The following is a 19,235-nucleotide window of genomic DNA, read 5'->3' as shown; positions in this document are numbered from 1 at the left end:
ACCGCTCCTGATAAGGCTGACGAAGCCGTCAACCCTCATCCTTGTATTCGACATAGGTCAGGCCCGCATTCGCGAGCGGTTCGCGCATCTTGTAGAGGTCGAGGCCGAGAACGCCCGAGGCGAGCGTCTCGCGCTTCGATCCTTCGTTGGCCACGCGGGCTTCACCCGCTGTCGCAACGGCCTCGGCCTCCTTGCGCGGAACCACCACGACACCATCGTCATCGGCAACGATCACATCGCCTGGCTTCACCAGGGCGCCCGCGCAGACGACCGGCACGTTGACGGATCCGAGAGTGGCCTTCACCGTTCCCTTTGCCGAAATGGCACGGGACCAGACGGGAAAACCCATCTCCGTCAGGGTCTTCACGTCGCGCACGCCGGCGTCGATCACGAGGCCGACTACGCCGCGCGCCTTCAGGGAGGTTGCCAGCAGATCGCCGAACATGCCGTCCGTGTTGTCGGTCGTCACGCCGACGACCAGGATGTCGCCCGGTTTGCATTGCTCCACGGCCACGTGGATCATCCAGTTGTCGCCCGGCTGGGCCAGCACCGTCACGGCGCTGCCGGCAACCTGGGCTCCGGCCCAGATCGGCCGCATGTACGGCTTCATCAGGCCGACACGTCCCATAGCTTCATGGGTCGTTGCAGTGCCGAGTTCCGCGAGTCGGTCGACCACCGACTGGTCGATGCGCGGCGTGTTGGTGACGACGACGGGCTTCATGCCAGTTCCTCGACGATCTGGGGGAAGATGCGCTGGTAGGCTTCGCCATACGTCATGGCCCGCCCGGAATTGCGGCCGCCCTGCATGCCCCGGTTCAAGGCCACGCGGGTGTAGTACTCCCAAAGGTGCTTCTGGGCCGCCAGGATCTCGAAGGCCTTACGCTTCGTCTCCCACACGTCGTCGATGTTGAGGATCACGTTCGGCTTGTAGTTGCACTGCTCGGGCTGGTGCGGCTCGAACAGGAACACCGGCGGCGCGTTGTAGGTGAGGTCCGGGTTCGGCTTGTGTCCGGCGGCCTGCGCGATGATGCGCGCTTCCTGCGCAAAGCGTGTCGCCTCCGGATGGTCCACGTTGTACGGGTCCTCCAGGGAATGCGTGAGCACGAAGGATGGCCTGAGCTCGCGGTAGATGTCGACGAGCCGATCGAGCATCTCGGGCGTGGTGTGGAGCGGGTAGTCGCCGGCATCGAAGAATTCGATTTCGGCCCCGAGCGTCTCGGCGGCACGCTCGGCCTCCTCGCGCCGCTGTGCCTTCACGTCAGCAAGCGACACGTCGCCCTTCTTCCAGGCCCACTGACTCTCGCCGCGCTCGCCGAAGGAGAGGCAGACGATCTTCATGCGATAGCCCTTCTTGGCGTGCAGAGCGATGGCGCCGCCGGCGCGCCACACGAAGTCACCGGGATGGGCGGTGACGACAAGTCCGGTCTTTCCAGTACTCATGGTATCCTCGACAAGAAGAGTTGATCAGGCGGCGTTTCGCTCGGCCTCGAGCGAATGCGCCAGGGCGTCGTGCGCAAAGGCATAGCCCTCGAAGAGCAGGCGCGCGGTGCGCAGCAGACCCGCCTTCTCCACGACCGGGCTCTCTTCGGTTCCGCCGACTTCGATCACGACGCTGAACTCGCCAGTCGGATGCTCTACCGACAGCGTTTTTTCCCGCCCAGGCGGGATCTCGGCCACGCGAGCCGCCGGGGATCCCGGCAGCACGCAGGCGGTCGCCACCGTTACGGCGGCGAAGACGCCGATGGAGGCGTGGCATTCGTGGGGGATGAAGCTGCGGGTGCACACATGCCCGCCGGTCGCCGGCGGCGCGACCAGCGCCATCTTGGGGACGACCTTGGAGGAGACGTCTCCGAGCCCCATGAGACGGCCCGCCTCAAGGCGGATTTCCTCAAGGCGTGCTTTCAGTTCCGTATCCTTGTCGAGAACGTCGCGCGGCTCGTACCCCGTCCGGCCGACCGACGCGGCTTCGAGCACCACGACGGGCATGCCGTTGTCGATCAGGGTCACGTCGACACCAGCGACGCGGTCGACGGCATGTCCCGTCGGCAATAGTGAGCCACAGACGGAGCCTGCCGCATCCAGGAACTCGACGGCAATCGGCGCGGCCGTTCCCGGCACGCCGTCGATACGCGCATCGCCTCCGTATGCCACGTGCCCGTCAGGGGTCTGGACGCTCAGCTCGGCGATGGTTCCGGTGTTAACTGTATGGACGCGAACACGCGTCACAGGGCCTTGCACGGGAACAAGGCCGCGCTCGACGGCAAACGGCCCGATGCCCGCCAGGATGTTCCCGCAATTGGGCGTGACGTCCACCTTGGGCTTGTCGACGACGACTTGGCCGAACAGGAAGTCCACGTCGCAGTCCGGACGCTTCGATTTGGACACGATGGCGATCTTGCTCGTAAGCGGATGCGCGCCACCGATGCCGTCGATCTGGCGCGGATCCGGCGATCCCATGATCGACAGAAGAAGCGCGTCCCGCCGGACCGGATCGGACGGGAGATCGTCTGCGAGGAAGTAGGCGCCCTTGGAGGTGCCGCCCCGAAGGATCATGCAGGGAATGCGTGGCTGAATGGTCCGTCTCCCACCTGCTGGTGAATGGATTGCCGGCAGGGTGCATCAGCCCTATGGATGCATCAAATGGTTTGTTTATAAGCTTTCATGAATTTTTTTCATTCTGCTGACGGATCTCCCGCCGCGCTTCGCTGAGGATTTCTGCTTCGAATCGCCGAAGGTCTTCACGATGAGCTTGCGCAACTCGTCTGCAAGGGGCGAGAGGGGTGTGCCGCGCTTCGAAATGATTCCGAGTTGGCGAGTCACGCTGGGATTGCGCAGGGGGATCAGCTTGAGGCCACGCTCATCGACCGTGTCGAAGGCGAGGCTGGGAATCACCGTCAGGGCAACCCCCGCACGGACGAGTGCGACCGCCGTCTGAATGTGCTGGACCTCGAAGCGCCAGCTCAGCGTTTCCCGGCGACTTCCCAAGGCATCGTCGATGATGATCCTGTTTCCGGTCTGGGGACTGATCCGGATCAGAGGCTCCTCCGTGAGATCGGACCAACTCACGTCCGACTGGGCGGCCAAGGGGTGGTCTTCGGGGCAAACCAGCGTGAACGGGTCCTTGATCAGCATCTCGATGTCGAAATCCCACCGGTGCGCGGCCACCAAGGTGATGCCGAAGGCAATCGTGCCATCCTGAACCAGATTGCTGATCTCGGTGGCCGAGTTGTCGTAGATCCGGAGCACCACGTCCCGATGCCGCTCCTGGAACTGACGCAGGGCCCCCGGCAGGCGCCCGGAGGCGATGGTGGGAAGGCATCCGATCGACAAGGTCTCCTGACGGCTGCGCCCCTCGTGACGGAGTTCATCCAGGGAGCCCGCAAGGCTCTCGATGGTTTCCTTCACCTTGGGCAGAAGATTGAGCCCGGCCTGGGTCAGCGAGACCTCGCGGGTGGTCCGCGACAGGAGCTTCACGCCAAGATCTTCCTCTAGCTTGCGAATCCGGTGGCTCAATGCCGTCTGCGACAAGTTCAGATGCGCCGCCGCATGCTGGAAGCTGCCGCGCTCGGCAATGGCGACGAAGGCATGAAGGCCGAGAAAGTCGATGCGCATCGGGTCCATCCGCTCAGGCGCAGGCATGACTGCAGGTATCAGAATATATGAAGTATATTCATTAATCGCTAAAAACAAACCATTTGCTTCATTTGAACTCTGAAGCATTTCATGGGCGCCCGAAGCAGCTTCATGGAGGTCAGTTCGTTCGAATGACGCCAGCGCCGACAATCCCGCCGCCGCACCCCGATCCGCATGTTCCGCGTTTCAGGCTGCCACCGAAGGCCTGCGACACGCATTGCCACATCTTTGGGCCGAATGAGCTATATCCTTATGTGCCGGAGCGGCCCTACACGCCGCCGGATGCGCCGCTGGAGATGTTCCGCGCATTGCACGATCGTCTTGGCGTCGAGCGGGCGGTGATCGTGAATGCGACGCCGCACGGGCGCGATAACCGCGTCGTGACCGATGCCATCGCGCAGAGCAACGGGCGCTACAAGGGCGTCGCGAACGTGGACGAGACGTTCAGCGATCAGGACCTCCGGCGCCTCGCCGATGCAGGCATCACCGGATGCCGGTTCACCTTCCTCCCGCGCCTCGGAACGATGCCGGACATGTCGTCCTTCGACAGGATCGTGGAGCGCATCGCCGCCCTCGACTGGCATGTGGATCTCTATCTTCCCGCGTCCCTGCTTCCCGACTTCAGGCCCAGGCTGACGGCGTCGCCGGTTCCCTATGTGCTCGACCACATGGGCGTCGTCGATGCGAGCCTCGGCCTCGATCAACCCGGCTTCGTGGCGCTGCTGGATCTCGTGCGGAGCGACGAGAAATGCTGGGTCAAGGTCACATGCCCGGAGCGCATCTCACGGGCAGGGCCGCCCTTCCACGATGTCGCTCCCTTCGGCAGGGCCCTGATCGATGCGGCGCCCGATCGGGTCCTCTGGGGAACGGATTGGCCGCACCCGAACGTGCCGGTCATGCCGGACGACGGTGATCTGGTCGATCTCATCCCGCTTTATGCGCCGGATCCGACCATCCAGCACAAGCTTCTCGTCGAGAACCCGGCGCGCCTCTTCCGCTTCGTGGATTGAGACCAGCGATGGGCGACGTAGGGCGCCGCCCAACACGATATTTCAGAATGATCAGGGAGAAACACACCATGTTCGGAACGGCCACGAGACGGTCTCTGCTGGCGCTCGCCATGGCGGCAGGCTTCGGGACATTCGTTCCTGCGCTGGCGCAACCAGCTTATCCCACCCGCCCCGTGAAAGTGGTGGTTCCCTTCGGCGCCGGCGGCGTGGCCGACATCACGATCCGCATCGTGTCGGAGAAGTTGAGCGAGAAGCTCGGACAGCGCTTCATCGTCGAGAACATGCCAGGCGCCGGCGGCATCACGGCGGCCAGGGCGGCTCTCGCGGGTGCTCCCGACGGACACACCTTGACCATGCTCACGAACGGCACCGCGATCAGCGTGCCTCTGTTCGCGAAGCTTCCGTTCGACCCGCAGACCGACTTCGTCCCGATCTCGACCCTCGGCACGTTCGATTTTCTCTTCGTGGTCAACGCGAACTCGAACTTCAAGAGCCTCAAGGATTTCCTGCAGCAGGCCAAGGACAAGCCGGGAACCCTGAACGTGGCCACGGTCGCGGTGGGCAGCTCTCAGCACCTCTCTTCGGTCCTCTTCAAGCAGGAAACCGGGGCAGACCTGGTCCATGTGCCGTTCCGCAGCACGCCTGACGCGCTGGTCTCCCTGCTGAGGGACGACACCCATCTGCTCATCGATAGCCAGGCGGCAGTGAAGTCGGGCCTCGAGGGCAAGCAGGTGAGGGCGATTGCGTCCTCTGGCCCACGCCGCTCCGCCGCCATGCCTGACGTTCCGACCGCGCGGGAGGCCGGGATCGAGGGCTTCGACGTGACCTCGTGGAATGCGCTGTTCGCCCCCAAAGGAACGCCCCAACCGATCATCGATACCCTCAACAAGGCCCTGCAGAATATTCTGAAGGCGGAAGACGTGAAGGCTCGCCTTCTCGATCTCGGAATCGAGGCGCGGGGCGAAACTCCGGCCGAGCTCGGCGAGCGGCTTCGCTCGGACATCGAGAAGTGGCGGGCCGTGATTGAGAAGGCCGGCATCCCGAAGCAGTAGTTGCATGCTCATGAAGGATTTTCATCAATCCTTCAAAACAAACCATTTGCTTCATCTTTTGCCCCTGGCTCATCTTTGCCCGTGGGAGGAACAATAAAGCACCCATGAGCAAAAGGCCGATCATCCTGTTGCTGCCCGGGCTCCTCTGCGATGCCAGCATCTGGGAGGCGCAGAGGGCAGCTCTTGCGCCCTTCGCCGAGATCCGCATCGCGGATTTCTCGCAATTCGACTCCATCGAGGCGATGGCTCGTTCCGCACTGGCTCTTGCGGATGAGCCTCTGATCGCCATTGGGCATTCGATGGGTGCCCGCGTGGCCATGGAGATGATCCGCTTGGCTCCGGAGCGCATCGAGAAGCTTGTTCTGATCGATACCGGTGTCGACCCCCGGCGAGACGGTGAGGAGGCGAAGCGCCAGGTCATGATCGATCTGGCCTATGCGGAAGGCATGGGAGCCTTGGCCGACAGGTGGCTGCCGCCGATGCTTCATGAGGGTAGGGTCGAGGATCAGACGCTTCTTGCCCCCCTCAAGGCCATGGTCATGCGCGCCACCCCGGAGCAGCATCACAGGCAGCTTCAGGCGCTGCTGAACCGGCCGAATGTGCGTCCGCATCTTCCGAACATCGCCTGCCCGACCTTGGTGATGGTCGGTCGGCAGGATCGATGGAGCCCGCTTGCCCAGCACGAAGAGATGGCGTCCCTGATTCCGAATGCCGAACTCGTGGTGATCGAGGAGAGCGGTCACATGTCCCTGCTGGAACAATCCGAGCAGGTGTCTCGGGCGCTGCTCCGTTTCCTCGGGTTCGAGAACGACGAAACGAGCGCCGATGTCGCCGCAGGCGGGGAGGTCAACACGATGAGCGAGAATGGCTCGCCCGATCGTATCCCGGACACCCCGCTGTTCGACCGTAAACGGTCGCTTCGCGGTTACCGCATCAACAAGATGGCCATGGGGCTCGGCAACCCGGTCAACCGAGAGGCGTTCCGTGAAAACGAGAGCGCCTACCTCGATCGGTTCGGTCTCACGCCCGAGGAGAAGGAAGCGGTGATGACCCGCAACTGGCGTGAGATGGTACGTTTGGGTGGCAACCTCTTCTTCATTCTCAAGATCTCAGCCGTCGATCCGGTTCGCATCACGGAGATCGGCGCCCATCAGGCGGGCATGGAGCACGCGGATTTCCTGCGGGATCGTCTAGGGAAGAAATAGGAATGGCAAAACTCATCGGAGGCCTCGGAACATCCCATGTTCCTTCCATCGGCGCCGCCCTCGACAAAGGATTGCGCGATACGCCCGACTGGAAGCCGTTCTTCGACGGTTACATCCCCGGCCAGGAATGGGTGAGGGAGAACAAGCCCGACGTGGCCGTGGTGATCTTCAACGATCACGGCAACACCTTCTTCCTCGACAAGGTGCCGACCTTCGCGGTCGGCTGCGCGGAGGAATATCGCCCGGTCGACGAGGGGTGGGGCCCCCGCGCCATCGCTCCCTTCAAGGGAGCTGTGGATTTCTCCTGGCACTTCATCGACACACTCATCGAGAACCGTTTCGATCCGATGATCTGCCAGGAGATCGAGGTCGATCACGGGCTGCAGGTGCCGATGGAACTCTTCTGGGGCAAGCCGGACGAATGGCCGGTGAAGGTGGTCCCGATCTTCGTCAATGTCATCCAGTACCCGATCCCACTGCCGAGCCGTTGCTACGAGATGGGCCGCGTTCTGCGCCAAGCCATCGAGAGCTATGACAGCGACGAGCGTTTCGTTGTTCTCGGAACCGGCGGGCTTTCCCATCAACTCCAGGGCGCCCGCGCCGGCTTCGTCAACCCGGAAGCCGACCAAGCCTTTCTGAAAGATGTGGCCGACAATCCGGACAAGCTCGCGAACATGTCTCGCGAGCAGTACGTCGAGATGTTCGGCAGCGAAGGGGCGGAGCTCATGATGTGGCTCGTCATGCGCGGCGCCATGGATCCGGATGTGGTAGTTCGACACAAGCACTATTTCGTGCCGGCCTCCATGACGGGGGCGGGCATGATCGTCATGGAAAACCGGGCAGCCGTGGCCCGGATCGCGGCCGCGTGACGCCATGTACTGGCTCATGATCTGCCGTCACCGAGCTGACGCAACAGACCTGCGGGAGCAGCACCGGGACGCCCACCGCCAGCACGTCGCTACCGGCGGAGGCGGTGTCGCCAAGGTGCTGATCGGCAGCGCCTTGACGGATGACGACGGCGAGACACCGATCGGCAATTTTGGGGTGCTTGAGGCACCCTCCCGGGAAGCCGCCCAGGCGTTCGCGGAGAACGATCCGTTTGCCCTGGCGGGCCTCGTCGAGTCGATCGAGATCACGGCCTTGGCATCACGATTCCAGGCACACCGGATCGATCCCATGACACGCTAGCGGGCAGAAGGCCGATCGAGACCTTCATCAAGATTAGAAGCCAGAGGAAACGACATATGCACGACAAGACGCTCAGGGGACATGCTCACTCCACCGCCACTCGCCGTCAGATGCTTGTGGGAGCAGCTGCCTTGGGCCTGTCCGCCGGCGCTTCGATGCGGGTCGCCGCTCAGACCTACCCGAGTCAGAATATCCTGCTGGTCGTGCCTTTTACGCCCGGCGGATCGACCGACATTCTGGCACGGCTTCTCGGGCAGAGGCTTGAAGGCGCCCTGAAATATCCGGTGATCGTCGAGTCCCGTCCCGGTGCCGGCGGCTCTGTCGGTGTCGGATCGGTGGCCCGTGCAACCGCCGATGGACATACCATGGTGATGGGCCATATCGGCACGTTCGCCGTCAATCCAGCGCTCTATCCGAAGCTGCCGTATGACCCGACTAAGAGCTTCGAGCCCGTCAGTGGCATCGCCAACGTGCACAACATGCTCGTCGTTCATCCGGATGTGCCGGCCAAGTCTCTTCAGGAATTGATCGACTACGCCAAGCAGAATCCAGGCAAGCTGAACTACGCCTCCGGCGGCATCGGCAGTGCGGCGCATATCGCCATGGTGGCTCTCGCCGACCGGGCCGGGATCACGATGACCCACGTTCCTTATCGGGGTACGGCGCCGGCCGTGACGGATCTGCTCGGCGGGCGCGTGCAGCTCACCTTCACGGGTGCGCCCAACCTGCTTCAGCATGTGGAGGCTGGCTCGATGCAGGCTCTCGCCGTGTCCGGATCCTCGCGCCTCAAAAGTGCTCCCAATGTTCCCACGGTGGCAGAGTCCGGATTCCCAGGCTTCGAAGCCTCTCAATGGTACGGCATCCTGGTTCCGGCCGGCACGCCGAAGGCCGTGGTGGAGCGCCTCAACACCGAGATCAGAACCGCCATGGCCGCGCCCGAGATCGCCGAGCGGCTGTCGCTGGAGGGCGCCGAAGTTTGGACCAACACGCCGGCCGAGTTCCGGGATCACATCGCCAAGGAGATGGTGCGGTGGGGTGATCTCGTGAAGCGTGCAGGGATCAAGCCTGAATAGCGGAGGCTATCGACTTAAAGGATTTCCTTCCCTGGTTCCTGGCAAGAGGCCGAGAAGTGCCTGACGGAACGCCAGGGGAGGATTCAACCGGGAGGAAGGAAACATGTTGAGACGTACATTCCTAAGGGCCGCAGCCGTCCTGGCCCTGACTGGAGCGGCATCGGCCCAGGAGACGGTGAAGATCGGCCTGATCCTGCCGATGACGGGACCCTTCGCGTCGACGGGGCGCCAGATCGAGGCGGCCGCGAAGCTCTACATGCAGCAGAAGGGCGACACCGTCGCGGGCAAGAAGATCCAGCTCATCGTCAAGGACGACACCGGCACGGCGGATGTCACCAAACGCCTGGCGCAGGAGCTGATCGTCCAGGAGAAGGTCTCCGTACTCGCGGGCTTCGGCCTGACGCCGCTCGCTCTCGCAACTGCACCTCTGGCGACGCAGGCGAAGGTGCCGGAGGTAGTGATGGCGGCCGCCACGTCGATCATCCCGGAGCAATCGCCCTACATCGTGCGCTCCAGCTTCACGGCCGCGCAGGTCACGGTGCCGCTTGCGGATTGGGCCGCGAAGGAAGGTCTCAAACGGGTGGTGACCATCGTGTCGGATTACGGCCCTGGCATCGATGTGGAGAAGGCCTTCACCGAGACCTTCACCAAGGCGGGTGGGCAAGTAGAGAACCTACGAGTGCCGCTCGCCAATCCAGACTTCTCGCCCTTCCTGCAGAAGGTGGCCGATGCCAAGCCCGATGCCCTTCTGGCTTTCGTGCCTTCCGGCGTTGGTGCCCAGTTCATGAAGCAGTTCGTGGAGCGCGGCCTCGACAAAAGCGGCATCCGCTTCCTCGCAGAAGGCAGCGTTACGGACGACGATCTGCTCAACAATATCGGCGATGTGGCGCTTGGCGCCGTCACGTCTCATCACTACTCCGCCGCTCATGACAGTCCGGAGAACAAGGCGTTTGTCGACGCCTTCAAGAAGGCCAACAACGGCATGCGACCTAACTTCATGGCGGTCGGGGGCTACGACGGCATGCACCTGATCTACGAGGGCCTGAAGAAGACCAACGGGCAGGGCGGTCAGGCGCTGATCGATGCCATGAAGGGCATGAGCTGGACGAGCCCGCGCGGACCGGTGTCGATCGATCCTCAGACCCGCGACATCGTGCAGAACATCTATGTGCGCAAGGTCGAGCGCAAGGACGGGGAGCTCTACAACGTGGAGTTCGCCACGATCCCCAACGTCAAGGACCCGGTGAAAGCCGCCAAATCCAACTGATTGGGACGACTGCGGAGAGCGCCATCATTCGGTGGCGCTTTCTCTTTATGTATACAGGCTGAGCAGTACGACCGTAAAATATCGTGTCAGAAGACAATATATCCGCAAGTATAGTTGCTTTACGTCATTGTATGTATACAACTGTTTGAGGGAGAAAACCGATGACGCACGCCAAAGCCTTTCCTCTCAATGCTTGGTATGCCACAGCCTGGAGTCACGAGATCAGGCATGAACTCGCAGCCCGGACCATCTGCGACAAGGACATCGTTCTCTACCGGCGCACGGATGGCCAGATCGCTGCCCTGGAGGATGCCTGCTGGCATCGCCTGCTGCCGCTGTCGATGGGGCGCCTCGAAGGCGATCAGGTGATCTGCGGCTATCATGGACTTGTCTTCAACTCGGCCGGCCGGTGCACCTACATGCCGGCGCAGAAGACGATCAATCCGTCGGCCTGCGTCCGCGCCTATCCCGTGGCCGAACGGCATCGCCTGGTATGGATCTGGCCCGGTGATCCCGCGCTGGCGGATCCGGCCAAGATTCCGGACTTCCACTGGAACGACGGCACCGAATGGGTAGGCGAGGGTGGTACCTTCTACAGCTTGAAATGCGACTATCGTCTCGTGATCGACAATCTCATGGACCTGACGCATGAGACCTATGTGCACGCGGGCAGCATCGGCGACGAGGCGATCACCAGCGCGCCGTTCGACGTAACGCACACCGAGCGCACGGCGACGGTAACTCGCTGGATGATCAACATCGAGCCGCCGCCCTTCTGGGCCAGGCAGCTCGACAGGCCGGGCGAGCATGTCGACCGCTGGCAGATCATCTATTTTCAGGCGCCTTCTATCGTTGTGGGTGACGTGGGTGTCGCCGTGTCCGGGACAGGAGCTCCGCAGGGTGATCGCTCCCAAGGTGTCAACGGCGCCTTCCTCGCAGCCATCACGCCGGAAACGGACAAGACCTGCCATTACTTCTGGAACTTCGTGAGAACCTTCCGGAAAGACGACGAGCAGCTGACGAAGGATATCAACAAGGCCCACGTCAACGAAGGCAAAGGGGTCTATGACCAGGACCACGTGGTTCTCGAGGCGCAGCAGGTCGCCATCGACCGGAATCCGCGGATGCCGTTCTACAACCTCAACATCGATGCCGGCGCCCTCTGGGCGCGCAAGCTGATCGACCGGATGCTGGATGAGGAGTATGGTCCGCAGCCGCACGTGCCCAGCCAGGCGGCCGAGTAGGTCGGGCGATGGCTGAGCAACTCGACTGGCGGCCCGCGAAGCTGCTCCGGACCAGGGATCTCTCTCCCGACATCCGGCTCTTCGAGATTGAGTCTTCGGGAGACTTCGTTCACCCGACGCCCGGCAGCCATATCAACGTGACGGTGCAGATCGGCGAACGACCGGACGTGCGATCCTATTCCATTGTGGGACCCTGCACGGACGGCCTCTACCGAATCGCCGTGAAGCTCCTCGGCGACAGCCGGGGCGGCTCCGCCTATATGTGGAGCCTCAAGCCCGGAGCCCAGCTGACGATTTCGACTCCGGGCAATCATTTCGACCTCGGCCGAGGACGGCCGGAATATCTGCTCCTCGCCGGGGGCATCGGCATCACGCCGATCTTCACCATGGCACTTGCCCTTGCCGATATACAGGCAAATTTCCGGGTGCTGTACGCCTGCCGGCGCAGAGAGGACGCGGCTCTCGCCGACGATCTGCGCGAGCGCATCGGCGAGCGTCTGCAGATGTTCATTGACGAGGACGGGGGCAGGGTGGACCTGGGGGGCGAGATCGCGCGTCTCGCGCCCGGTGGCGAGTTGTATGTCTGCGGCCCCATCGGCATGCTGGAAGCGGCCAAGCGGGCCTGGCAGCAGAGCGGCCGTCCAGTCGACCAATTGCGGTTCGAGACCTTCGGCAACAGCGGGCGCTTCGCGTCCCAGCCCTTCAAGGTGAATATCCCCCGCCTCGACCTTGTCGTCGATGTCCCGCAGAACCAGACCATGCTGGATGCCCTGGAAGGCGCCGGCGTCGCGATGATCTCAGACTGCCGGCGCGGCGAGTGCGGCCTGTGCGCGCTCTATATCCTGGAGGTAGACGGCACAGTCGATCATCGCGACGTGTTCTTCAGCGACGAGGAAAAGGCGGCCAATACCAAACTCTGCACCTGCGTGTCTCGCGTCGCGGGTCACAGCATCACCATCGACACGGCGGATAGGGCGGCCTGATGAGCATCGAGAAAACCAGCGTCCGCTCGCTCTCGCAAACCGTGAAGGCACAGCTCGCCCTCCGCGAACTGGTTCTTCGGGGAGTGTTGAATCCCGGCGAGCGGGTGTCTGAGCTGCAAATGGTCGAGCGGCTCGGCGTATCGCGAACGCCGGTTCGGATGGCCCTCGTCAGGCTTGAGGAAGAGGGACTGCTGGAGGCCATTCCGTCCGGCGGCTTTTCCGTTAAGGCCTTTTCCGAGAAAGAGGTCTTCGTCTCCATCGAGATCCGAGGAACCCTCGAGGGCTTGGCCGCCCGCCTGGCCGCCGAGCACGGCGTCAGCCGATCGGCGCTCCTCGACGCTGCCGAATGTCTCGATGAGATCGATCACGTCATCCGTCGCGAGATGCTTGAGATCGACCTGTCGCAATATGTCGAGCTGAACGCCCGCTTTCACCGCATCCTCATCGATATGGCCGATTCTCCGCCTCTGGCACGCCAAATCGAACGGGCGAGCGCCTTGCCGTTCGCTTCGGCGAGCGCCCTGGTTCCCGTTCAGTCCCGCTCGCCGGAGCTCCATCACATCCTGACGGTGGCCCAGGATCAGCATCGTTGCGTGTTGACGGCGATCGAACGGCGGGAGGGGAGCCGGGCCGAGGCAATCATGCGCGAGCATGCACGCATCGCCCACCGCAATCTGGAAAGAGCGCTCACAAACCAGAGGGACATGGACCTTGTGCCGGGTTCCGCGCTCATCAAACGGCGAATCCGCGCCTAAATCGAACGACTAAAAAGCCAAAGAGGGAGTGAGGAAACATGTTGAGACGTACATTCCTAGGGGCCGCAGCCGTCCTGGCCCTGACTGGAGCGGCATCGGCCCAGGAGACGATAAAGATCGGCCTGATCCTGCCGATGACGGGACCCTTCGCGTCGACGGGGCGCCAGATCGAGGCGGCCGCGAAGCTCTACATGCAGCAGAAGGGCGACACCGTCGCGGGCAAGAAGATCCAGCTCATCGTCAAGGACGACACCGGCACGGCGGATGTCACCAAACGCCTGGCGCAGGAACTCATCGTCAACGACAAGATCGCCGTCATGGCGGGCTTCGGCCTGACGCCGCTCGCTCTCGCTCCGGCGCCACTTGCCACACAGGCGAAGGTACCCGCCGTCGTCATGGCGGCCGCGACGGCCACCATCACCGAGGCTTCGCCTTACATCGTGCGCACAAGCTTCACCCTGCCGCAGGCCACGGTGCCGATGGCCGATTGGGCTGCTCAGAACGGCATCAAGAAGGTCGCCACGCTCGTGTCCGATTACGGACCTGGCATCGATGCCGAGAAGGCGTTCACCACGGCCTTCACGGCCAAGGGCGGTCAGGTGGAGAATTTGCGGGTGCCGCTCGCCAACCCGGACTTCTCGCCCTTCCTGCAGAAGGTGGCCGATGCCAAGCCCGATGCGCTGTTCGTGTTCGTGCCATCCGGCATCGGTGCACAGTTCATGAAGCAATTCGTGGAGCGCGGCCTCGACAAAAGCGGCATCAAGCTGATCGGCCCCGGTGACGTGACCGATGACGATCTCCTGAACAACATGGGCGACGTGGCGCTCGGCGCGATCACGACCCAGCATTATTCTGCGGCCCATGACAGCCCGGAGAACAAGGCGTTTGTCGACGCCTTCAAGAAGGCCAACAACGGCATGCGACCTAACTTCATGGCGGTCGGGGGCTACGACGGCATGCACCTGATCTACGAGGGCCTGAAGAAGACCAACGGGCAGGGCGGGCAGGCTCTGATCGATGCCATGAAGGGCATGAGCTGGACGAGCCCGCGCGGACCGGTGTCGATCGATCCTCAGACCCGCGACATCGTGCAGAACATCTATGTGCGCAAGGTCGAGCGCAAGGACGGGGAGCTCTACAACGTGGAGTTCGCCACGATCCCCAACGTCAAGGACCCGGTCAAAGCCGCCAAGTCAAACTGATCAAGACTCTCAGCAGGCGCGGCCCAAGAGGCGGCGCCTGCCTCTCGTTTCCTGGAGAGAACGGTGCTGACCATCCTCTTTGACGGTATTGCCTATGGCATGCTTCTGTTCGTGCTGGCCTGCGGGCTGGCCGTGACGCTGGGGCTGATGAATTTCGTCAACCTGGCCCATGGCGCCTTCGCCATGGCGGGCGGCTACGTGACGGCCGTTCTGATGAACCGCTATGGCGTGCCGTTTCTCCTCACGCTTCCGTTGGCCTTCATCGTGCCGGCTCTCCTAGGGCTCGTGCTAGAGCGGACCCTCTACAAGCAGCTTTATGACCGTAGCCATCTCGATCAGGTGCTGTTCTCCATCGGCCTGGTCTTTATGGCGGTAGCCGCCGTCGACTATGCCATGGGCTCCCAGCAGCAGCTCATCCAGCTTCCGACCTGGCTGCAAGGACGCATCGACGTGCTCGGCATCCAGGTCGGCCTGTATCGGAGCTTCATCATCGCCGTCTGCGGCGTTCTCGTCGTCGCTCTCCAGTTCATCCTGACTCAAACCCGTTTCGGCAGCCGGCTGAGGGCCTCAGTGGACGATCCCCGCGTCGCCCGTGGGCTTGGCATCAACGTCAGCGTGATCTTCGCGACCACCTTCGCAGTCGGTTCCGGTCTGGCGGGCCTGGGTGGAGCCTTGGGTGCGGAGATCCTGGGGCTCGATCCCACTTTTCCACTCAAGTTCATGATTTACTTCCTGATCGTCGTCACCGTCGGCGGTACGACGAGCATCACCGGTCCCTTCCTGGCTTCGCTGCTCCTCGGGATCGCAGACGTGGCCGGCAAGTACTACGTGCCGAGCCTGGGTGCCTTCGTCATCTACACGCTCATGATCGTCGTGCTCGTTCTCCGCCCGCAAGGGCTGTTTGCCCGCGCGCGTTGAACTCGCTGAGGAAATGAACCGATGCAGCCCAATACTGCCGATAACATCAGGGCCGCCCTCAGCCGCAGGGGGCGATGGGGCTGGGGCGAGGTCGCCTTCTGGCTCGTGGCGGCCGCGACTCTGTTCTTCCTGCCCGAGCGCCATCTCATCTTGAACGAGATCGCCATCATCGGTCTGTTCGCCCTGTCTCTGGATCTCATTCTCGGATACGCCGGCATCGTATCCCTGGGCCACGCAGCGTTCTTCGGCCTCGGCGCCTATGCGGCCGGCATTCTCGCCAAGAATGGCATCGGCGATCCTCTTGTCGGCCTAGTCGTCGCGGCGATCGCTGCAGCTATTCTTGGCTTCGTCACCAGCTTCCTCGTCCTGCGCGGATCCGATCTGACGAAGCTCATGGTGACGCTGGGCGTCGCCCTTGTCCTTGGCGAATTGGCCAACCAGATGTCATGGCTCACGGGAGGCGCTGACGGTCTCCAGGGGATCACGATGGGGCCGATTCTCGGCCTGTTCGAGTTCGATATATTCGGGACGGTCGCCTACACCTACAGCCTCGTGGTGACGTTCGTATTGTTCGTTCTGGCGCGAAGGATCGTCGTGTCGCCCTACGGCCTGTCGCTCCGCTCGATCCGCGACAATCCCCTCCGCGCCCGTGCGGTCGGCATTCCGGTCAACCGCCGTCTCGTGGCGATCTATACGCTGGCAGGAGCCTATGCGGGCGTGGCCGGCGCCTTGCTGGCCCAGACGACGCAGTTCGTGTCCCTCGACGTGCTCGCCTTCCATCGCTCGGCCGATGTGATGCTGGTTCTGGTGATCGGAGGTGTGGGCTATCTCTATGGCGGGCTCATCGGTGCCGTCTTCTTCAAGGTGCTGCAGGACATTCTGTCCGCCTGGACACCGCAATATTGGCAGTTCTGGATCGGATTGATCCTCGTCCTGATCGTGCTGGCCGGGCGGGAGCGCCTGACGGATCGGGCCAGGGCGTTGTGGCCGCGGTCGAGGCGCAGTCTCGTGGCGGATTCTCAGCAGCCTCTGCCGTCGACGAAAACCCGGGAGGTCTGACATGGCGGCTGCTCTCGAAACAAGGGGCCTGATCAAACGCTTCGGCGGACTCGTGGCCACAGACAACGTGTCGTTCAAGCTGGAGCAGGGCGCACGTCATGCCCTCATCGGCCCCAACGGCGCAGGCAAGACGACGTTCATCAATCTTCTCACAGGCGTACTGACGCCAACCTCCGGGCAGATCCTGCTGGAAGGCGAGGACATCACCCGGCTACGGCCGGAATTGCGGGTCCAGGGCGGCCTCGCCCGTACCTTCCAGATCAACCAGCTCTTCCCGGCCATGACTCCGCTCGAAACCCTGGGCCTCGCCGTGTCCGAGCGCATGGGAGGAGGGCGCGACTGGTGGCGCGTGATCGGCAGCAAGCGCGAGATCATCGACGAGATCGTCGAGATCGCACAGCGCTTTCGCCTCACCGACGTTCTGGACGAGCGCACCTCGAACCTAGCTTACGGCAAGCAGCGACTCCTTGAGATCGCTGTGGCTTTTGCCTGCCGGCCCCGCGTGCTGCTCCTGGACGAGCCGGCCGCGGGCGTGCCGGAAGCGGAGCGGCACGAGTTGCTCGCCACTGTGGCGGCCTTGCCACGGGACGTCTCGGTCCTCCTGATCGAGCACGACATGGATCTGGTCTTCAGCTTTGCCGACCGGATCTCGGTCCTTGTCAACGGCGCCCTCTTCACGGACGGCAGCGTCGAGGAGGTCTCGACCGATCCCAGGGTCCGGGCCGTCTATCTCGGGGAGAGCGTCGATGAGTGACCTTTTGAAGCTCAGCCAAGTCTCCGCCGGTTATGGGGAGGCGGTCGTGATCTCGGAGGTCGACCTCTCACTCAAGCCTGGAGAGGCCCTGGCCGTGCTCGGCCGCAACGGAACCGGCAAGACGACCCTACTCAACACCATCATCGGCGTGACCCGCCATCGCGGCGGCACCATCACGCTCGATGGTCAGGACGTCACGAAGACTCGCCCCGACAAGCGGGCGCTTGCCGGGATTGGTTGGGTGCCGCAGGAGCGCAACATCTTCAAGTCGCTCACCGTGGAAGAAAATCTCACTGCCGTGGCGCGCCCCGGAGCGTGGAACGTCAGCCGGGTCTATGAGATGTTCCCACGCCTCAAGGAGCGGCGTAGCAACCTCGGAAACCAGCTCTCCGGCGGCGAGCAGCAGATGCTGGCGATCGCTCGGGCGCTCGTGCTCAATCCCAAGCTCATGTTGCTGGACGAGCCGACGGAGGGGCTTGCGCCCATCATCATCGAAGAGCTGCTGGCGGCTCTGAACCGGATCATCCGCGGGGAGGGCATGTCGGCCATCGTCGTGGAGCAGCACGCTCAGAAAATCCTGGGTGTAACCGACAATGCCGTCATTCTTGACCGCGGAACCATCGTCCATGCGGGTTCGAGCCGCGCGCTCATCGAAGATCCTGCAGCGCTCGAGCAGCACCTCGGGGTGACGGCGAAGAAAAAGCCGGCGCGGATGGCCGCGCGCTAGACCGATTTATCAGGAGGAAAAGCCATGCAACGCACCAAACCACCTTTCCGCGCCGACATGGTCGGCAGCCTGCTGCGGACCGCTGCCCTAAAGGAAGCACGCCATAAGCATCACGATGGCGAGATTTCCGATGAGGCCTTGAAGGAAATCGAGGATCGCGAAATCCGGGCTTTGATCAGGCGTCAAGAGGAGATCGGGTTGCAAGCGGTGACGGACGGTGAATTCCGTCGCGCTTACTGGCATTTCGACTTCCTTGAGCATCTCGACGGCGTTACTTCCGTGGAGGCCGATTCCGGCATGAACTTCAAGGGCGGCGTCGGCATCGCCAAGGCGCTGCGGATCACCGGAAAGGTGGGCTTCTCCGGCCGGCACCCGATGATCGATCACTTCCGCTTCGTGAAGGACAACACGGATCGGGTGGCGAAGATGACCATTCCGGGTCCGAGCATGCTTCACTACCGCGGCGGGCGGAAGATGATGAACATGGGTGTCTATCCGGAGATGGACGACTTCTACGGCGATGTCGGCCGGGCCTACAACAAGGCCGTGCACGCCTTCTATGACGCCGGCTGCCGCTATCTCCAACTCGACGACATCTCCTTCGCCTATCTCTGCGATCCAGAGCAGCGCGAGATGCTGCGTCAGCGTGGCGACGACCCGGAAAAGCAACCCGAGATCTACGCCGGCATGGTGCGCGAGGCGCTCAAGGACAAGCCGGATGATCTGACGATCACCATGCATCTGTGCCGCGGCAACTTCCGCTCGACCTTCATCGCATCCGGCGGCTACGAGCCGGTGGCGGAGGTCCTGTTTAACCGCATGCCGGTCGATGGCTACTTCATGGAATGGGATACGGACCGCGCCGGTGGTTTCGAGCCGCTGCGTTTCCTGCCCAAGGGCAAATCCGTCGTTTTGGGCCTCGTGACCTCCAAGACCGGAATCCTAGAGAAGAAGGACGAGATCAAGCGCCGGATCGACGAGGCGGCGAAATATGTTGATCTCGACCAGCTCTGCCTCTCGCCCCAATGCGGCTTCGCCTCGACCGAGGAGGGCAACACTCTCGCCGAGGACGAGCAGTGGGCGAAGCTGCGCATGATCGTCGAGATCGCTGAAGAGGTTTGGGGCAGCCCTGGCTCCGGGGCCAAGAAGGCGGCCTGATCGGGGA

The 19,235-nt window shown here is 62.9% G+C and carries 20 protein-coding genes; 16 read left to right on the top strand and 4 right to left on the bottom strand.

Going from position 1 to position 19,235, the window contains the following annotated elements:
- Positions 1-28: 28 nt before the first annotated feature.
- The 4 genes from VB672_RS18470 to VB672_RS18455 form a co-directional block, all read right to left on the bottom strand.
- Positions 29-721 (bottom strand): 4-carboxy-4-hydroxy-2-oxoadipate aldolase/oxaloacetate decarboxylase, encoded by a 693-nt coding sequence (locus VB672_RS18470; protein WP_329785666.1) that lies wholly within the window; start codon positions 719-721, stop codon positions 29-31.
- A complete protein-coding gene (locus tag VB672_RS18465; protein ID WP_329785665.1) occupies positions 718-1,440 on the bottom strand; it encodes a PIG-L deacetylase family protein in 723 nt (240 codons plus the stop codon). The genes VB672_RS18470 and VB672_RS18465 overlap by 4 nt, the downstream gene beginning before the upstream one ends.
- A gap of 24 nt (positions 1,441-1,464) precedes the next feature.
- Entirely contained in the window at positions 1,465-2,553 is a 1,089-nt protein-coding gene (locus VB672_RS18460) for a 4-oxalomesaconate tautomerase (RefSeq protein WP_442932103.1), read from the bottom strand.
- A 96-nt stretch (positions 2,554-2,649) separates the two neighbouring features.
- Complete coding sequence (locus VB672_RS18455; protein ID WP_329785664.1) at positions 2,650-3,783, bottom strand: LysR family transcriptional regulator; 1,134 nt, start codon at positions 3,781-3,783, stop codon at positions 2,650-2,652.
- Here VB672_RS18455 and VB672_RS18450 point away from each other — a divergent pair.
- From VB672_RS18450 to VB672_RS18375, 16 genes are all read left to right on the top strand, one after another.
- Positions 3,765-4,643 carry an amidohydrolase family protein gene (locus VB672_RS18450; RefSeq protein ID WP_329785663.1) on the top strand — a complete coding sequence of 293 codons (879 nt, stop codon included), beginning with the start codon at positions 3,765-3,767 and terminating at the stop codon, positions 4,641-4,643. The two genes, VB672_RS18455 and VB672_RS18450, sit on opposite strands and share 19 nt — an antisense overlap.
- 47 nt (positions 4,644-4,690) lie before the next feature.
- Positions 4,691-5,695, top strand: a complete 1,005-nt coding sequence (locus VB672_RS18445) for a Bug family tripartite tricarboxylate transporter substrate binding protein (RefSeq protein ID WP_329785662.1) — start codon at positions 4,691-4,693, stop codon at positions 5,693-5,695.
- Between the two features lie 104 nt (positions 5,696-5,799).
- Entirely contained in the window at positions 5,800-6,900 is a 1,101-nt protein-coding gene (locus tag VB672_RS18440) for an alpha/beta fold hydrolase (protein WP_329785661.1), read from the top strand.
- 2 nt (positions 6,901-6,902) lie between these two features.
- On the top strand, positions 6,903-7,769 hold the full coding sequence (locus VB672_RS18435) for a class III extradiol dioxygenase family protein (RefSeq protein WP_329785660.1): 867 nt from the start codon (positions 6,903-6,905) through the stop codon (positions 7,767-7,769).
- 4 nt (positions 7,770-7,773) lie between these two features.
- Positions 7,774-8,088 carry a YciI family protein gene (locus VB672_RS18430; protein WP_329785659.1) on the top strand — a complete coding sequence of 105 codons (315 nt, stop codon included), beginning with the start codon at positions 7,774-7,776 and terminating at the stop codon, positions 8,086-8,088.
- A gap of 56 nt (positions 8,089-8,144) precedes the next feature.
- Complete coding sequence (locus VB672_RS18425; RefSeq protein WP_329785658.1) at positions 8,145-9,161, top strand: Bug family tripartite tricarboxylate transporter substrate binding protein; 1,017 nt, start codon at positions 8,145-8,147, stop codon at positions 9,159-9,161.
- A gap of 103 nt (positions 9,162-9,264) precedes the next feature.
- Positions 9,265-10,428: an ABC transporter substrate-binding protein gene (locus VB672_RS18420; RefSeq protein ID WP_329785657.1), complete on the top strand. Its 1,164-nt coding sequence runs from the start codon at positions 9,265-9,267 to the stop codon at positions 10,426-10,428.
- 161 nt (positions 10,429-10,589) lie between these two features.
- Positions 10,590-11,672 (top strand): aromatic ring-hydroxylating dioxygenase subunit alpha, encoded by a 1,083-nt coding sequence (locus VB672_RS18415; RefSeq protein ID WP_329785656.1) that lies wholly within the window; start codon positions 10,590-10,592, stop codon positions 11,670-11,672.
- A gap of 8 nt (positions 11,673-11,680) precedes the next feature.
- On the top strand, positions 11,681-12,655 hold the full coding sequence (locus VB672_RS18410) for a PDR/VanB family oxidoreductase (RefSeq protein ID WP_329785655.1): 975 nt from the start codon (positions 11,681-11,683) through the stop codon (positions 12,653-12,655).
- The gene (locus VB672_RS18405) at positions 12,655-13,410 is read left to right on the top strand and encodes a GntR family transcriptional regulator (protein ID WP_329785654.1); all 756 of its coding nucleotides are present in this window, start codon (positions 12,655-12,657) and stop codon (positions 13,408-13,410) included. The genes VB672_RS18410 and VB672_RS18405 overlap by 1 nt, the downstream gene beginning before the upstream one ends.
- Positions 13,411-13,448: 38 nt before the next feature.
- Entirely contained in the window at positions 13,449-14,612 is a 1,164-nt protein-coding gene (locus VB672_RS18400; protein ID WP_329785653.1) for an ABC transporter substrate-binding protein, read from the top strand.
- Positions 14,613-14,675: 63 nt separating this feature from the next.
- Positions 14,676-15,530 (top strand): branched-chain amino acid ABC transporter permease, encoded by an 855-nt coding sequence (locus tag VB672_RS18395; protein WP_329785652.1) that lies wholly within the window; start codon positions 14,676-14,678, stop codon positions 15,528-15,530.
- 21 nt (positions 15,531-15,551) lie between these two features.
- The gene (locus VB672_RS18390; RefSeq protein WP_329785651.1) at positions 15,552-16,589 is read left to right on the top strand and encodes a branched-chain amino acid ABC transporter permease; all 1,038 of its coding nucleotides are present in this window, start codon (positions 15,552-15,554) and stop codon (positions 16,587-16,589) included.
- Between the two features lies 1 nt (position 16,590).
- Positions 16,591-17,343, top strand: coding sequence for an ABC transporter ATP-binding protein (locus VB672_RS18385; RefSeq protein WP_329785650.1), 753 nt, complete (start codon positions 16,591-16,593; stop codon positions 17,341-17,343).
- The gene (locus VB672_RS18380; RefSeq protein ID WP_329785649.1) at positions 17,336-18,070 is read left to right on the top strand and encodes an ABC transporter ATP-binding protein; all 735 of its coding nucleotides are present in this window, start codon (positions 17,336-17,338) and stop codon (positions 18,068-18,070) included. Before VB672_RS18385 ends, VB672_RS18380 begins: the two co-directional genes overlap by 8 nt.
- A gap of 24 nt (positions 18,071-18,094) precedes the next feature.
- Entirely contained in the window at positions 18,095-19,228 is a 1,134-nt protein-coding gene (locus VB672_RS18375) for a 5-methyltetrahydropteroyltriglutamate--homocysteine S-methyltransferase (protein ID WP_329785648.1), read from the top strand.
- The last annotated feature ends 7 nt before the right edge of the window (positions 19,229-19,235 follow it).

It is taken from the genome of Microvirga sp. CF3016 (genome assembly GCF_036314085.1).
GTDB lineage: Bacteria > Pseudomonadota > Alphaproteobacteria > Rhizobiales > Beijerinckiaceae > Microvirga.
This window is presented reverse-complemented; position numbering and strand designations above follow the sequence as displayed.

Bases quoted from the DNA above. Each gene is read 5' to 3' on its own strand.
- VB672_RS18470 (WP_329785666.1), bottom strand. From the start codon at position 721: ATGAAGCCCGTCGTCGTCACCAACACGCCGCGCATCGACCAGTCGGTG.
- VB672_RS18465 (WP_329785665.1), bottom strand. From the start codon at position 1,440: ATGAGTACTGGAAAGACCGGACTTGTCGTCACCGCCCATCCCGGTGAC.
- VB672_RS18460 (WP_442932103.1), bottom strand. From the start codon at position 2,553: ATGATCCTTCGGGGCGGCACCTCCAAGGGCGCCTACTTCCTCGCAGAC.
- VB672_RS18450 (WP_329785663.1), top strand. From the start codon at position 3,765: ATGACGCCAGCGCCGACAATCCCGCCGCCGCACCCCGATCCGCATGTT.
- VB672_RS18445 (WP_329785662.1), top strand. From the start codon at position 4,691: ATGATCAGGGAGAAACACACCATGTTCGGAACGGCCACGAGACGGTCT.
- VB672_RS18440 (WP_329785661.1), top strand. From the start codon at position 5,800: ATGAGCAAAAGGCCGATCATCCTGTTGCTGCCCGGGCTCCTCTGCGAT.
- VB672_RS18435 (WP_329785660.1), top strand. From the start codon at position 6,903: ATGGCAAAACTCATCGGAGGCCTCGGAACATCCCATGTTCCTTCCATC.
- VB672_RS18430 (WP_329785659.1), top strand. From the start codon at position 7,774: ATGTACTGGCTCATGATCTGCCGTCACCGAGCTGACGCAACAGACCTG.
- VB672_RS18425 (WP_329785658.1), top strand. From the start codon at position 8,145: ATGCACGACAAGACGCTCAGGGGACATGCTCACTCCACCGCCACTCGC.
- VB672_RS18420 (WP_329785657.1), top strand. From the start codon at position 9,265: ATGTTGAGACGTACATTCCTAAGGGCCGCAGCCGTCCTGGCCCTGACT.
- VB672_RS18415 (WP_329785656.1), top strand. From the start codon at position 10,590: ATGACGCACGCCAAAGCCTTTCCTCTCAATGCTTGGTATGCCACAGCC.
- VB672_RS18410 (WP_329785655.1), top strand. From the start codon at position 11,681: ATGGCTGAGCAACTCGACTGGCGGCCCGCGAAGCTGCTCCGGACCAGG.
- VB672_RS18405 (WP_329785654.1), top strand. From the start codon at position 12,655: ATGAGCATCGAGAAAACCAGCGTCCGCTCGCTCTCGCAAACCGTGAAG.
- VB672_RS18400 (WP_329785653.1), top strand. From the start codon at position 13,449: ATGTTGAGACGTACATTCCTAGGGGCCGCAGCCGTCCTGGCCCTGACT.
- VB672_RS18390 (WP_329785651.1), top strand. From the start codon at position 15,552: ATGCAGCCCAATACTGCCGATAACATCAGGGCCGCCCTCAGCCGCAGG.
- VB672_RS18385 (WP_329785650.1), top strand. From the start codon at position 16,591: ATGGCGGCTGCTCTCGAAACAAGGGGCCTGATCAAACGCTTCGGCGGA.
- VB672_RS18380 (WP_329785649.1), top strand. From the start codon at position 17,336: ATGAGTGACCTTTTGAAGCTCAGCCAAGTCTCCGCCGGTTATGGGGAG.
- VB672_RS18375 (WP_329785648.1), top strand. From the start codon at position 18,095: ATGCAACGCACCAAACCACCTTTCCGCGCCGACATGGTCGGCAGCCTG.